The 14,369-nt window shown below is 66.9% G+C and carries 12 protein-coding genes; 8 read left to right on the plus strand and 4 right to left on the minus strand.

Annotated features, from left to right (window positions below; translation table 11 throughout):
• From LDO11_RS07095 to tssJ, 4 genes are all read right to left on the minus strand, one after another.
• Positions 1-1,573 (minus strand): type VI secretion system Vgr family protein (locus LDO11_RS07095; RefSeq protein WP_232140923.1); only part of this gene is annotated, 1,573 nt, incomplete at its 3' end.
• 7 nt (positions 1,574-1,580) lie between these two features.
• Entirely contained in the window at positions 1,581-2,366 is a 786-nt protein-coding gene (gene icmH / locus LDO11_RS07100) for a type IVB secretion system protein IcmH/DotU (RefSeq protein ID WP_129136114.1), read from the minus strand.
• A complete protein-coding gene (tssK, locus tag LDO11_RS07105) occupies positions 2,363-3,706 on the minus strand; it encodes a type VI secretion system baseplate subunit TssK (RefSeq protein WP_129137290.1) in 1,344 nt (447 codons plus the stop codon). Before tssK ends, icmH begins: the two co-directional genes overlap by 4 nt.
• 154 nt (positions 3,707-3,860) lie before the next feature.
• A complete protein-coding gene (tssJ, locus tag LDO11_RS07110) occupies positions 3,861-4,499 on the minus strand; it encodes a type VI secretion system lipoprotein TssJ (RefSeq protein WP_129136113.1) in 639 nt (212 codons plus the stop codon).
• Between the two features lie 250 nt (positions 4,500-4,749).
• On the opposite strand from tssJ, the gene LDO11_RS07115 reads away from it, so the two are divergent.
• The 8 genes from LDO11_RS07115 to tssH all read left to right on the plus strand — a co-directional run bounded on the left by LDO11_RS07115 (position 4,750) and on the right by tssH (position 14,339).
• The gene (locus LDO11_RS07115; RefSeq protein ID WP_232140925.1) at positions 4,750-5,352 is read left to right on the plus strand and encodes a tetratricopeptide repeat protein; all 603 of its coding nucleotides are present in this window, start codon (positions 4,750-4,752) and stop codon (positions 5,350-5,352) included.
• A gap of 39 nt (positions 5,353-5,391) precedes the next feature.
• Positions 5,392-5,904, plus strand: coding sequence for a type VI secretion system contractile sheath small subunit (tssB, locus tag LDO11_RS07120; RefSeq protein WP_232140926.1), 513 nt, complete (start codon positions 5,392-5,394; stop codon positions 5,902-5,904).
• On the plus strand, positions 5,901-7,388 hold the full coding sequence (gene tssC / locus LDO11_RS07125; RefSeq protein ID WP_232140927.1) for a type VI secretion system contractile sheath large subunit: 1,488 nt from the start codon (positions 5,901-5,903) through the stop codon (positions 7,386-7,388). Before tssB ends, tssC begins: the two co-directional genes overlap by 4 nt.
• Positions 7,389-7,521: 133 nt before the next feature.
• Complete coding sequence (locus LDO11_RS07130; protein WP_100322450.1) at positions 7,522-8,019, plus strand: Hcp family type VI secretion system effector; 498 nt, start codon at positions 7,522-7,524, stop codon at positions 8,017-8,019.
• 132 nt (positions 8,020-8,151) lie between these two features.
• Complete coding sequence (gene tssE, locus LDO11_RS07135) at positions 8,152-8,637, plus strand: type VI secretion system baseplate subunit TssE (RefSeq protein ID WP_232140928.1); 486 nt, start codon at positions 8,152-8,154, stop codon at positions 8,635-8,637.
• A gap of 10 nt (positions 8,638-8,647) precedes the next feature.
• A complete protein-coding gene (gene tssF, locus LDO11_RS07140; protein ID WP_232140929.1) occupies positions 8,648-10,483 on the plus strand; it encodes a type VI secretion system baseplate subunit TssF in 1,836 nt (611 codons plus the stop codon).
• Complete coding sequence (tssG, locus tag LDO11_RS07145; protein WP_232140930.1) at positions 10,447-11,532, plus strand: type VI secretion system baseplate subunit TssG; 1,086 nt, start codon at positions 10,447-10,449, stop codon at positions 11,530-11,532. Before tssF ends, tssG begins: the two co-directional genes overlap by 37 nt.
• Positions 11,533-11,579: 47 nt before the next feature.
• A complete protein-coding gene (tssH, locus tag LDO11_RS07150; RefSeq protein WP_232140931.1) occupies positions 11,580-14,339 on the plus strand; it encodes a type VI secretion system ATPase TssH in 2,760 nt (919 codons plus the stop codon).
• The last annotated feature ends 30 nt before the right edge of the window (positions 14,340-14,369 follow it).

The raw sequence follows: 14,369 nt of genomic DNA on the forward strand, positions 1-14,369 counted from the left end.
GACCCCGCGTATGCAGGCCGCTCAGTGTGCCCGGATGGTTGGCCCCGCCATCGATGCCGGCTGCAAACGGTGGTGCGACATCGCCGTTGTAGAGCTGGCCGGTGATGCGCGGCTGGTCGATGTCGCCGTGCAGGAACTCCACCAGCACTTCGGCACCGACACGCGGGAGGAAATGGCTGCCCCAGTTGGGGCCGGCCAGCCATTCAGCCACGGGCACCCAGGTTCCCGAAGTGTGGTCACCGGGGGCGTGTGACGCTGCGGACAGGCCCCCGGGGTTTGGGCGTTCGCCGCGTTGCCAGGCGAACTGGATGCGCACCTGGTGGTCGCGATTCGGGGTCACTGCGGCATCGGGCAGACCGACTACCCGTGCGGTCTGCGGACCATGGACACGCGGCTGGTCAGCCGGCAGCGGGGCCAAGGGCACCTCCATCGGCGCGGCGACGAAACGGTTGCGGTAGCTTCCCTGTTCGAGATCGGGCTGCGCGAGCAGGGCGGTGATGCCCGCACCGAGGTTGTTGGTGCCGACATGCTCGACTGCCAGCGGTATCAGCGTGGCGCCTTCGTGTCGCGGATGCTGGGCAATCGTGATCGGATGGCCGGCCGCGAGTGCTCGCGCGGTGCCGGCCCCGTCCAGCCGCCAGCCACGCAGGCGCGCGGCGTCGAGGCGGAATGTCGCCTCATCGCTGGCATGCGCCGGGTCGTTGAAGCGGCCGGCGCGGGGTTGCACGAAGACCTCGAGTGCGGGGATCGCGTCGTTATGGGTGGCAGAAGCCTCCCCATTGACTGCCTCCACGCGTTCGCTGTGCCAGCTGCTGGCCACGCTGCGGTTGGGCACCAGTTCGCGCCGTTCGCCCAACGCCGTGATCGAATCCTCGGCTTCGCTCGCATCCGCACGATGGAAGCGCAGCCGCACCGGCGACGGCAGCTCCGCATCGGCATCGAAGATCACCAGCGTATGCCCGGGGTCACTATCGTCCGCGCCCGCCCCGACGCCGCGCTGCGTGTGTTCGTAGCGCCAGGCGAGGCCGGACTCCGCGAGCAGGCGGGTGAGGAAATCCCAGTCGGTCTCACGGTACTGCGTCGTGATCGCATGCACCGGAAGCCTGCGGGTGACATCAAAGCGCCACGTTGCGCGCCCGACGTCACCGAGCATGGTCTCGACCACCCCGCGTACATCCATGTCCTGGAAAATGCGCGCATCGCGGCGATGGCGCAGCCACTCCGTCCACGGTGCGAGGGTCAGCCGGTATCGTGCCAGGCCACCGTCGCCGCCCAGCGGCGCGACCTCCGCACACAGGCCATGCCAGTCGCGCATGCCTCCGTCGGCGCGTCGCAGATGCAGCGAAAGTGTCTCCCCGAGCAGTTGGCCGGAGTCGACGAACGCCGAGGTCGACAGCACGTCGACCTCGAAGCGGAATGGCGCGCATACGGCTTCCGATCCATGGAAGCGCTCGACAACCAGGCCGTCGACCGGCACGCCCGGCCGGGACGCACCCAGCTGGATCAGGCGGGCGCGTTGCGAAGGTACCGAGAGCGCGGCAAGCGCGTTCCGGGCCAGAGCGGGCATGTCCATATGGGGCTCACGGCAGGGTGATGGTGATATGGGCCGTGCGTTCGGGCATCTGCACGACCTGGTTGTATGCGGCAAGGCGCTCTTCGGTCTGCTGGCCGGTCCATGCGTGCAGCCCGAAGTAGCCGATCAGACCGAAACAGGCGACGACCACCGCCGGCGCCCAGAGCGGGACCACACGACGCAGCGCATGGCGTACGTTGTCCGGCGGCGGCCAGTGCGGCGCGAAGCCGGTGCGCTTGCCCTTGAGGTAGACGATCTCGTCGCCGAGCCGCGCGGTGAGGTAGCCCAGTTTCTCCGGGCCTTCCAGCCGGTACTTGCCCTCGAAGCCGAGCAGCAGGCAGTAGTGGTAGACCTCCAGCGACGGAAGCCGCGGCGCGCCCTGCGCGCGCAGTTCGTCCAGCCGGTCGAAGAAGTGCTCGCCCGCCAGGTGCTCGCCGAAGAGCCGCAACTGCAGGGGATTGAGTTCCCAGGTGTCGCGCAATGCCGACGCCTGCGACAGCACCGCCTCATCGATCGCGGCGCAGAACGCGTACTTGGCGGCATAGATATCTTCCGAGGCGATGCCAAGCCGGGCCGCGCCGCGTTCCACCTGGGCGAGGAAGCGCTGGATCGACTGCACGAAGGCCTCGGTGTCATGCGGCAGCTGCCCACGCTTGAGCAGCACCAGCAGGTAGAAACCGTCCGACATCAGGTCGAGCAGGCTGCGTGGCGTTGCCGCGGCCGTGGTCGGGGGCGCCGCATGCTGCGGCGTCAGCGAAGGCATCGCGCCGGGAACAGGAGGAAGCGTGCTCATGGCGCCACCGCGATCAGTTCGAGCTTGAGGTCCTGGATGCCGGCAGGCACATAGATCATCATCGACTGCGCCTTGAGCATCCGCTCATACAGCGGGCCCCGTGCCTCCACGCTGAAGTAGTGGCTGCCGGGCCTGACCGGGATTGCCGCCGGCACCTGCGCAGCGTGCACCAGCCTCACGCCGGGCAGCGCGGACAGCACGCACTTCTCGACGTCGTCCGGTGCGCCCACCTTGAAGCGTACCGGTACCGTCTGCACGAGTTCCTGGCCGGGCATATCGGCACCCACGCCGAGATAGAACGCGGAATGGTCATCGATGCGTTGGGAGTCGATGCGGCCCAGGTGGAACGATGGCTTCACTTCCGACAGCGCGATCTGGAAGTAGCGCGCCGAGATCACCGTGTCGAGCAGCTCACGGATGATCCCGAACAGGCGCTCGAAGCCGTCTTCGGGATGAGCATGGTCGTAATGGGGCAGGTCGGCCAGCCCGTAGGCCTTGGTGAACGTCAGCAACGCACCGGCGAGGCGCAGCAGCTCCTGGTGCAGGCGTTCCGGATGGAAGTCGCCGTTGCGGAACAGGTGCGAGAGCGCGGCGTACGCCGACGACGCCGTATGCAGCAGCCAGAAGGACGCGATGTCACCCGACCGGAACTCGATGATGTTCTGCGACGGTTCGCGATGCAGGCCATACAGCGCGTCCACCTTAGCCTGCAGCGCATCCAGCAGCTGCCGGAGTTGCAGGTTGAGCGGCGCGCACGCCTGTACGTGCAGCGCGGAAGGCATGAAGGCGTCGTCGAATTCGAAACCACCGGTCGCCGTGCGCCGGACGCGGGCCACCGGCAGCGTGGTGTAGGCGTCTCGTGGCTGGTCATCCGTCAACAGGCGCACCGCTTTGTGCAGATAGGCAAGTTCGGCGGAGGCGGCGTCGGTGTAGAGGTCCGGGGTGGCAAGGTCCGCCTGCCGGTAGCGCGGTGAGCGTGCCGTGGCGTCGTCCTGACCATTGCCGCAGTTGCCACCGTGATCGCGCAGCAGCGGCAGCGCGAGATGGACGGTCGTCGATTGCACGCCGGCCGGCAGCCCCGAGAGCGACAGTGCATCGGGCAGCTGGTCGTGCGCAGGCGCGTCATAGGTTTCACCGTCGGCGAAGATCGCCGAGAGTTCGAGCGCGCGCACGCTGCCGTTGGCGAGGCTCTGTGCATCGAACTTCAGCCGGCGCACACCCCATGGATACGGATGCAGGCTGCGCGCGAGATCGTGGATGCGGGCTTCGTGATAGGCGTCCTGGCGCTGGAAATGCTGTGGCCGAAGGAACAGGCCCTCGCCCCAGAACACCTTCGACATCCGGCTGACATGCGACACGCGGCAATCCTTTGGCGGGGTGAAACTCCATGCGTCTTCGCGCCGTTCCTTCGGTGCGGCATGCCGGACGCATGCATGGTGGCGCGCTCGGCGCCGGTTGCAGAGTAGCGAGCCCGTGGAGGGCCGGCAATCCCGGTCAGCGTCCCGCCGGCTGGCAGCGCACCGACGCGAGGCTGGAGGCGTCACCCGGCAACCGGGTCGAGAGAGCCGTGCTCGACGTGGTCATGGCGCAGGCGTGCAGGCCGATGCGGATGCCACCGTCACGCGCCGCCGGATCGCGGGGGCTGAAGGCCAGCCGCCAGCGGTTGGCGGCTGGCGCCTGGAACAGTGCGACCACGCCGAGCACCGTGGCCCCGTCGCCCAGGCGCTCCTGCACGACCTGTCGCTGCCCGGGCGCAAGCACCACCTCGTTCACCGCCACCATGTCGTCGCCGAGCGCGGCGCGCTCACGGCTTTCGTCGAGGAAGGCCTCGAATGGCGCCTGCTCGAAACGGCGCCCATCACGGAGCTGGTAGGTCTTCACCACCAGGGCGAGGCCGCGCGTTCCAGTGCCGGCGTTGAGGTTGTTGCCGGCCATCAGCTCGACGGCGACCACCTGCGGGGCCTCCGGCGCGGCATCGCGCAGTCCCACCGTCTGCAGGGTGCGATCGACGATGCCGCCACCGCTGCTGCAGGCCGGGATTCCGCACACGATCAGCAGCGCAGCCAGCGCCGTGCGCAGCCGTGGCGATGAATGGGGAGAGGGCGCAAGCCGTGCGCGCGGGTTCGTATCCATACGAGGTTCCGTCATCCGTTGTCGGGTCCCGTCCAGCCGCCCCGGGGCGTGTCGGCGGCGTCTATCGAGCGAAATCTGTGCTTGCATTGACGCGCGGTCTGCGGGCTACTATACCGGCTCCCCGGGTGGGGAGAAGGAGCGGGCCGGGCAACGGCTGGCACCACGTGGCGCACGGGACGTGCGTGCACAAGGAAAGAATCAGGATTGATTTGGGACGGTCATGATGACGAGATGGAACGGTAACCGGGCCGTGCGCGGCCTGTCCGTGGTCGTGCTGGCGGCGCTGCTTGGCGCCTGTGCCTCGACCCCGGCAAACAGGAACACTCCCGACTATGCGGTCCTGATCGACCAGGCCGAGAATTCGGTGCGGGCGGGGCAGGTCGACAGCGCACTGATCGCGTTCCGCGATGCCGCGGGCGCGGATCCCACGCAGAAGGAACCCTGGGTGCGCATCGCGCAGCTCGAGTTCGATCGCACCCATTACGCACGTGCGATTGTTGCTGCCGAAGAGGCGATGCAGCGTGATCCGGACGACATCGTTGCCGACGGCATCCTCACCGTAAGCGGCTTCCGTATCGCCAACCATTCCCTGCAGCGGCTGCAGGGCCGCGGTGCACTGGCGTCGGAAACCGCGCGTCGCGAAGCCGAAACCCTCGCCAATACGCTGCGCGAAACCATGGGTCCGGCGATCCTCGCCGAGCCGGAGCCTGCGCGGGCATCGCGCCGCACCGCACGTACGCCGCGAAGCCAGCCTGCCGCGAGCGCGCCGGCGCAGGAGGAACGCGCACCCGCGACGCCCGCACCGGCACCGCGCAGCGGCGCCGACCCGTTCAAGAACATCGGCGGAAACTGACCGCAGCCACCGCCTCATCACATCGTCAGGAGACGAATCATGTCCAAGAAGGATAGTGTCCAGAAGCGGCTGCAGAAGATCCGGCCCCCGCGTGTCCAGCTCACCTACGACGTCGAGAAGGGCGACGCCATCGAGCAGAAGGAACTGCCGTTCGTGGTCGGCGTGCTGGGCGATTTCAGCGGCAATCCCGAACAGCCGCTGCCGCGATTGAAGGATCGCAAGTTCGTCAACGTCGACCTCGACAACTTCGACGAGGTGATGGAGGGGGTGGCGCCGCGCGCGACCTACCGGGTTCAGAACCGCATCAGCGACGAGGGCGGCGAGTTTGCCGTCGAGCTGACCTTCAAATCGATCGATGATTTCCGGCCCGAAGCCGTGGTACAGCAGGTCGAACCGTTGCGCCGGCTGCTCGAATCGCGCTCCAAGCTCGCCGACCTGCGCAACAAGCTGGCCGGCAACGAGAAGCTCGAGGACATCCTTACCGACGTGCTCAACAACACCGAGCAGCTGGCCCGTCTGGGTGCCGAGAACCCGCAGGAGCAGGACGCATGAACGCAGAGGCACTGGCCGCGTCCGTGGCGCCCGCCACCGAGGCCGCCGGGCTGCTTGACCAGATCGTCGAGCAGAGCAAGGTCGCCAGGACCGACGTCGAACACCGGCGGGCCAAGGACATCATCTCGGAACTCGCGCGCGAGGTCATGGACGGCACCGTGGTGGTGTCCGAGAACCTCAGCCTGACCCTGGATGCGCGCGTCGCCGAGCTTGATCGCATGATCTCCGAGCAGCTGTCGGCGGTGATGCATGCGCCGGAATTCCAGCAGCTGGAGAGCACCTGGCGCGGCCTGCACTACCTGTGCCAGCAGACGTCCACCGGCCCGATGATCAAGGTCAAGGTGCTCAATGCACCGAAGAAGGACATCGTTCGCGACTTCAAGTCGGCGATCGACTTCGACCAGAGCGCGCTGTTCAAGAAGGTCTACGAAGAGGAATTCGGCACCTTCGGTGGCGCGCCGTTCGGCGCGCTGATCGGCGACTACGCGATCGGCCGGCAGCCGGAGGACATGTACTTCATCGAGCAGATGTCCCACGTCGCCGCCGCGGCGCACGCGCCGTTCATCAGCTCGGCGTCGGAAGACATGTTCGGGCTGGAAAGCTTCACCGACCTCGGCAAGCCGCGCGACCTCGCGAAGATCTTCGACACCGTCGAATACGCCAAGTGGAAGTCCTTCCGCGATGCCGAGGACAGCCGCTACGTCGGCCTGACACTGCCACGCTTCCTTGGCCGGCTGCCGTACAACCCGAAGGACGGCACCACCGTCGAGGGCTTCAACTTCGTCGAGGAAGTCGAGGCCAGCGACCACAGCAAGTACCTGTGGTGCAACACCGCCTATGCAATGGGTGCACGGCTGACACGCGCGTTCGAGGATTACGGCTGGTGCGCGGCGATCCGCGGCGTTGAAGGCGGCGGCCTGGTCGAGGACCTGCCGACGCACACCTTCCGTACCGACGACGGCGAGGTTGCGTTGAAGTGCCCGACCGAGATCGCCATTACGGACCGCCGCGAGAAGGAGCTCAGCGACCTTGGCTTCATCCCGCTGGTGCACTGCAAGAACACCGACTACGCGGCGTTCTTCGGTGCGCAGTCCGTGCAGAAGGCCAAGAAGTACAACACCGACGCCGCCAACGCCAACGCGATCCTGTCCGCGCAGCTGCAGTACATCTTCGCGGTCTCGCGCATCGCCCATTACCTCAAGGCGATGATGCGCGAGAAGATCGGCAGCTTCGCGTCGGTCGGCAATGTCGAGGAGTTCCTCAACCGCTGGATCGCGCAGTACGTGCTTCTGGACGACAACGCGAGCCAGGAAGCCAAAGCACAGTATCCGTTGCGCGAGGCATCCATCCAGGTTTCGGAAGTGCCGGGCAAGCCCGGTGTCTACCGCGCGGTGGCCTTCATCAGGCCGCATTTCCAGCTCGACGAGCTGTCGGTTTCGCTGCGGCTGGTGGCCGAACTGCCGGCCAGCGCCAAGAAGTCGTAGCGGTCTCTAGCGCCAAGGGACGGAGATCCCGATCCGAAGCTTGGTCGCCGTCTGCCCATGGACGGCGGCCAGCCACGCGCCGGGCCCGCGCCCGGCGTCCTACTCACGGAAGAACGGAAAAAGGAAACCAGGTATGCAGCACGCGTTCCTCAGCATCGACACGATCAAGGGCGAGTCCCGCGACGACAAGCACCGCGACTGGATCGAGATCAAGTCCTTCTCACAGGACCTCCTCCAGCCGCGTTCGGCCACGGCATCGACGTCCGGTGGTTCCACTGCCGCCCGCGTCAACCTGTCGCCGATCGAAGTCGTCAAGTCGATCGACCTCTCCACGACCGCACTCAACCAGGCGTGCGCCAACGGCACCACCTTCCCCAAGGCCCGCATCGAGTTCATGCGCGCCGACAAGGATGGCAATGCCATCAACTACTACGCCGTCGAACTGCTCAACGTCCTCGTCCATCGCGTGACCACCACGGTCGATGACGAAGGCATGCCGCAGGAAGTGGTGCAGTTGAGCTACGGTGCCATCCGTTGGACCTACAACCAGCAGAAGCCGGAAGGCGGGGTTGGCGGCAAGACGGTGGCGCAGTGGAGCGCCATCAAGAACGTGCCCAACTACACCGCGTAACCCGCGGTGGTTTTGCGGTGGCGCCGCAAGGTGCCACCGCATTTGCACGCGGGCCACGGATGCGCCCGCCCGCTCCGTCGCCTGCCGACGGCCGTTATACGCGCAGCACTGCCGCGCCAGGACGCCAGGAACATGAAGGGACTCGAGCCGAGCCTGCTGGAAAAGCTCTTTGACGATTCGCCGCGCGGCAGCGCGGTCGCAAGCGTGGTTCGTCCAGTCTCGCTCGAGCAGTACAAGGAATCGGTCGCACGCGATCTCGAAGGTCTGCTCAACAGCCGCTGTGCCTTCGATGAAGATGCGCTGGCAGCGTTTCCGGAATGCCAGCGTTCGCTGATGACCTACGGGCTGTGCGACTTCGCGGCGAAGAGCCTCGCCAACGCCTATGACCGCGCTGCGATCTGCCGTTCGCTCGAGCAGGCGATCGCCCGCCATGAGCGTCGACTCCATCACGTGCAGGTGCAACTCGACAGCGGCAACCGCGCCGGCACCGGGCTGCACTTCTCCATCCACGCGCTGCTGGACGTGCAACCGGCGCGCGAGCCGGTGAGCTTCGACGCCATGCTGCAGCCAACCACGCTGCAGTATTCGGTGAGCCGCCTGCGTCGGCAGGCCGCCTGAGGGCACACCCGTGCAGGACCTGCTGCCCTTCTACGAGCGCGAACTCGGCTACCTGCGCCGGTATGGCCGGGAGTTCGCCGAGCGCTATCCCAAGATCGCCAATCGCCTGCTGTTGTCCGCCGAGGGCAGCGAAGACCCGCATGTCGAGCGCCTGATCGAGTCGTTCGCGCTGCTGAGTGCGCGCGTCTCCAAGAAGATCGACGACGACTATCCGGAATTCACCGACGCGTTGCTGGAGGTGATGTACCCGCATTACCTGCGCAGCTTTCCGTCGTGTTCGATCGCCCGATTCGACGCCGGGCCGGGGGCGGCGCGTCTCAGCGGCCCGGTACGCATTCCACGCGGCACCATGCTGCAGTCGCGGTCGGTGCGCGGGGTTCCCTGCAGGTTCCGCACCGCATTCGATGCCGAGCTGCTGCCGTTGTCGCTGGTGTCGGCACGCTATCGCAGCGTGGCGGACGCGCCGCTGGCGGTAACCCTGCCGCAGGGAAGCGGCGCGCAGATTTCACTGGGCTTCGAGCTCGCATCGGCGCAGGTGTCATTCGCCGAGTTGGATGGCGCCATTCTGCGTCTGTTCGCCGACGGCGAGCCGTCACTGCGCGCGGCGCTGCGCGATGCGCTCGCCCTGCAGGTGCTGGGTGCGTACGTCGAAGCCGATGGCGACGGACGCTGGCGGCGACTGGAGAACAGCCCGTTGCAGCCGACAGGCTTCAACGAGAGCGACGCGCTGATTGACTTTCCCGCGCGTTCGCACCCGGCGTACCGCCTGCTGACCGAGTTCTTCGCGTTCCCGGACAAATTCGGGTTCTTCGACCTGCCATTGCGCGACGTCACCGCCGGAGCCAGCCGGCGTTTCACCGTGCATCTGGTGTTGCGCGGTGCGGGACCCGAGCATGCCGCGTCGCGCGTGCTGGAAGGTCTCTCGTCCGATCACCTGCTCGCCGGCTGCACCCCGGTCGTCAACCTGTTCCGGCAACGTGGCGAACCGATCCGCGTCACCCAGCGTGTCGACAGTTACCCCGTACTCGCCGACGCGCGGCGTGCGTTCGCCTATGACGTCCACGCCATCGAATCGGTGGTCCGCATCAGGCAGACGCCCCAGGGCGAACAGATACAGGAATTCCGGCCGTTCTACTCGCTCCACCATGGCGAGGACCCGGAGCGCAGCGGGCACTACTGGGTGTCGCAGCGCAATGAGGACGTCGAGCGTGTGAGCCCGGGTTACGAGACCGAGTTGTCCTTCGTCGATCTCGATTTCAACCCGGTCGTGCCACGAACCGACGTGGTCAGCGTGGAACTGACCTGCAGCAATCGCGACCTTCCCACGCAGCTCACGTTCGGCGTCACCGGGGGAGATCTCAGCATGGAAGGCGGCGCGCCGGTGCGCAGCATCGCGATGCTGCGAAAACCATCGCCTCCGTTGCGGTTCCGCCGTGGACGGGGTGCGCAATGGCGGCTGATTTCGCATCTGTCGCTGAACCATCTGTCGCTGACCCAGGCGGGCCTGCCTGCGCTCAAGGAGATGCTGCGGCTGTATGACCTCGCATCGACCGACGTGTCGCGGCGGCAGATCGATGGCATCGTCGCCATCGAACATGTCGCCGCCACCGAGTGGATGCCGGGGCGCCATTTCGCGTCGGTGGTACGTGGTATCGAGATCCGGCTGACCATCGAGGAGAACGACTTCGTCGGCAGCGGCATCGCCGGCTTCGCCCAGGTCCTGGACCGTTTCTTCGGTCTGTATGTCCACGCCAACAGCTTCACCCGCCTGGTGCTGCTGTCGGCCCGCAACGGGGAGGAGCTGGTGCGATGCGACGCGCGCAGCGGCGAATCGACGCTGGTCTGATCCAGCAGCTGGCGGAGCATCCGCACCGCTTCGGATTCTTCCAGGCGATGCGGCTCCTCGAACAGCTGTTCCACCGCCAGGGGATCCGGGCGGGCGATGCGCTGCCCCTCAGGGTGCGCTTCCGCAACTCGCTGTCATTGGGGTTTCCGGCCAGCGAGCTTGGCGACGTGACCGTGTACGACCTTGAGGGCCTCGAGCTTCAGGACGGCGAAGCCGTCGACGAGGCACTGGCCGGATCGAGGGTTGGACAGGTCCATCTCACGCCTGCCTTCATGGGCCTGCTCGGCAGCACCGGGGCGCTGCCGCTGCACTACACCGAAACACTGGCCGATCGCGAACTCTACCGGCGCGACCGCGCTGCCCGCGCGTTCCTGGACATCTTCACCACCCGCATGGTGGCGCTGCATTACGGCGCCTGGAAGAAGTACCGGCTTGCACTCCAATACGAGTTGGACCGCCGCGAGCGTTTCCTGCCGCTTGTCCTGTCGCTGGCGGGGCTCGGCCTTCCCGGGTTGCGCGAACGGATGGTGGACGGCGAAGGCGACGTCTTCGATCAGGCAGTGGCCTATCACGCCGGCGCGATCCGCCAGCGGCCGGTGTCGGCGGTTACCGTGCAGAGGATCCTGGCCGACTACTTCGCGATACCCGTGCGCGTGGAGCAGTTCGTCGGTGCCTGGTACCGGGTGCCGGCAGCGCAGCGCACCCTGCTCGGGTCGGGCAATGCCCGGCTCGGATCCACGGCGCTCGCCGGCGACCGCGTCTGGCAGCGGGACCTGCGCATGCGCGTGCACCTGGGTCCATTGGACCGCAGCCGCTTCGATGCCTTCCTGCCGGGTGGCGCGGCCGCGGCTGCGCTGGCGAAGTGGCTCACGCTGCTGCTTGGCTCCGCGCTCGAGTACGAAGTCTGCCTGCTGCTGCGTGCCGAGGATGTGCGCGGCACGAGTCTTGGTGGCGACGGTACGCGCCTGGGGTGGGACAGCTATCTGTGCACGCGGCCGGCGCCTGCACCGCGGGATGACACCCGCTACGAACTCCATACCGTCCACTAGCCACTTCATTCACGACACGGAACGCGTCGCGCAAGGACCGCACACCCATGAGCATCAGCCTCAAGACCCTGATCGGCAAACTCGACACCACCTGCCGGCAGGCCGCCGAACGCGCCGCCAACCTGTGCATGGCGCGCGGACATTACGAAGTCGATCTCGAACATCTGTTCCTCGCGTTGCTCGAGCACCCGCAGTGCGACTTCGTACTGATCGCCCGGGGCAGCGGGATCTCGCCGGATACGCTGCAGCGCGATCTCGAGGCGGAGATCGGCCGGTTCCGCAGCGGCAATACCCGTACACCGGTGTTCTCGCAGCACCTGCCGACGCTGTTCGAGCACGCGTGGCTGATCGCGTCGCTGGATTCAGGCACCACGCGTATCCGCAGCGGACACCTGCTGCTGGCGCTGCTGACCGAGCCGGGCCTGTCGCAGCTCGCGATGCGCGGATCGAAGGAATTCGCGCGCTTCAAGCGGGACGAACTCAAGCACAACTTCGCAGCATTGACCGAAGGTTCGCAGGAGGCGGGCGAGGGCGTGCGCTTTGCCGGCGCGACGGATGCGGGTGGCGACGCCGCTGCAGGCGAGCCGCCACCGGCGGATGGTGGCCTGTCGAAGACGCCAGCGCTGGACCAGTTCACCACCAACCTCACCCAACGCGCACGCGATGGCCATATCGACCCGGTCATCGGTCGCGACGGCGAGATCCGCCAGCTGGTGGACATCCTGCTGCGGCGCAGGCAGAACAACCCCATCCTCACCGGCGAGGCCGGCGTCGGCAAGACCGCCGTGGTCGAGGGCCTGGCACTGCGCATCGCCGATGCCGACGTGCCGGCCGTGCTGCAAGGCGTGGAGCTGCACGTGCTCGACATGGGCCTGCTGCAGGCCGGCGCCAGCGTCAAGGGCGAGTTCGAGAACCGCCTGAAGAACGTGATCGATGAGGTCCGGAAGAGCCCGCACCCGATCATCCTGTTCATCGACGAGGCGCACACCATGATCGGCGCCGGGGGCGCCGCCGGGCAGAACGACGCCGCCAACCTGCTCAAGCCGGCGCTGGCGCGTGGTGAATTGCGGACCATCGCCGCGACGACCTGGAGTGAATACAAGAAGTACTTCGAGAAGGACGCGGCACTCGCGCGCCGCTTCCAGGTGGTCAAGGTGGATGAACCGAGCGAGCCGATCGCGGCGGCGATGCTGCGCGGGATCGTGCCGCTGATGGAACGGCACTTCGGGATCCGCGTGCTCGACGAAGCGGTGACCGAAGCCGTGCGGCTGTCGCATCGTTATATCAGCGGACGGCAGTTGCCGGACAAGGCGGTGGGTGTGCTCGATACCGCATGCGCGAAGGTGGCGCTGGGGCAGAGCGCGACGCCGGCCGCCATCGAGGACACCCGGCGTCAACTCGAGCGCATGGATGCGGAACTCACCGCGCTGTCGCGCGAAGCCGCAGGCGGTGCCAGGGAGCACGCCGAGCGCATCGCCGCGATCGAACTCGCGCAGTCACAGGCGAGGACACAGCTCGGGACACTCGAGACGCGCCTGACGAAAGAGCAGGAACTGGCCGGGCGGATCCAGGTGCTGCGCGCCGGGCTCGAATCCCGCCAGGGACAGACGAACGTCGGCGACGTCAGGCAGCCCGACGTGGCGGAGGCGGAGGCCGGGGTCGCCGTTGCAACGCGACGCAAAGCAGGGCGCGGCAAGTCGAAAACCGTCGCTGCGGAGCCCCCCAGCGAGCTCGAGACCCTGCTCGTGCAGCTGCGAGAACTCCAGGGCGAGTCGCCGATGGTGCCGCTGCAGGTGGACGGTACCGTGGTGGCCGAGATCGTCTCCGCATGGACGGGGATTCCGCTCGGGCGCATGGTCAAGGACGAGATCCGTACCGTGCGCAACCTCAAACCGCTGCTGGCCGAGCGGGTGATCGGCCAGGATCATGCGCTCGATGCCATCGCCCAGCGCGTGCGCACCGCGACCGCACGCCTCGAGGATCCGGACAAGCCTCGCGGCGTGTTCCTGTTCGTCGGCCCTTCCGGCGTCGGCAAGACCGAGACCGCGCTGGCGCTGGCCGACATCCTCTACGGCGGCGAAAAGAAGCTGGTCACCATCAACATGAGCGAGTACCAGGAGGCCCACAGCGTCTCCGGGCTCAAGGGCTCGCCGCCGGGTTATGTCGGCTATGGCGAGGGCGGGGTACTCACAGAAGCGGTGCGCCGCAATCCGTACAGCGTGGTACTGCTCGACGAGGTGGAGAAGGCGCACCCGGATGTGCTGGAGATGTTCTTCCAGGTGTTCGACAAGGGCGCGATGGACGATGCGGAAGGCCGCGAGATCGATTTCCGCAACACGCTGATCATCCTGACCTCGAACGTCGGATCGCCGCAGATCATGCAGGCCTGCCTCAACAAGCCTCCGGAAGAGATACCGGCAGCCGACGCGCTGGCGGAGTCCCTGCGTCCGGTGCTGATGAAGCACTTCAAGCCCGCCTTCCTGGGCAGGCTCAAGGTGGTGCCGTACTACCCGATCAGCGACGACGTGCTCGCCTCGATCATCGCCCTCAAGCTGCAGCGCATCCGCGACCGCGTGCTGGCCAACCACAAGTCGAGCTTCGATTGGGATGATGGGCTGGTGGATGCGGTGTTGCAGCGTTGCACCGAGGTGGACTCCGGGGCCCGCAACGTCGACCACATCCTCAATGGGACCCTGTTGCCCGAAATCGCGGACACGGTACTGGCAAGCATGGCCGAAGGCGGTAAGATCAGCCGCATCAGGGTCACTGCCGGGCGCAACGGCGATTTCAGATACAGGGTGGCCTGATACACGGACGAACGACCACAAGGAGATGGA

The organism is Alterluteimonas muca (genome assembly GCF_021191595.1).
GTDB classification, from domain to species: Bacteria; Pseudomonadota; Gammaproteobacteria; order Xanthomonadales; family Xanthomonadaceae; genus Luteimonas; species Luteimonas muca.

Bases quoted from the DNA above. Each gene is read 5' to 3' on its own strand.
- icmH (WP_129136114.1), bottom strand. From the start codon at position 2,366: ATGAGCACGCTTCCTCCTGTTCCCGGCGCGATGCCTTCGCTGACGCCG.
- tssK (WP_129137290.1), bottom strand. From the start codon at position 3,706: ATGTCGAAGGTGTTCTGGGGCGAGGGCCTGTTCCTTCGGCCACAGCAT.
- tssJ (WP_129136113.1), bottom strand. From the start codon at position 4,499: ATGGATACGAACCCGCGCGCACGGCTTGCGCCCTCTCCCCATTCATCG.
- tssB (WP_232140926.1), top strand. From the start codon at position 5,392: ATGTCCAAGAAGGATAGTGTCCAGAAGCGGCTGCAGAAGATCCGGCCC.
- tssC (WP_232140927.1), top strand. From the start codon at position 5,901: ATGAACGCAGAGGCACTGGCCGCGTCCGTGGCGCCCGCCACCGAGGCC.
- LDO11_RS07130 (WP_100322450.1), top strand. From the start codon at position 7,522: ATGCAGCACGCGTTCCTCAGCATCGACACGATCAAGGGCGAGTCCCGC.
- tssE (WP_232140928.1), top strand. From the start codon at position 8,152: ATGAAGGGACTCGAGCCGAGCCTGCTGGAAAAGCTCTTTGACGATTCG.
- tssG (WP_232140930.1), top strand. From the start codon at position 10,447: ATGCGACGCGCGCAGCGGCGAATCGACGCTGGTCTGATCCAGCAGCTG.
- tssH (WP_232140931.1), top strand. From the start codon at position 11,580: ATGAGCATCAGCCTCAAGACCCTGATCGGCAAACTCGACACCACCTGC.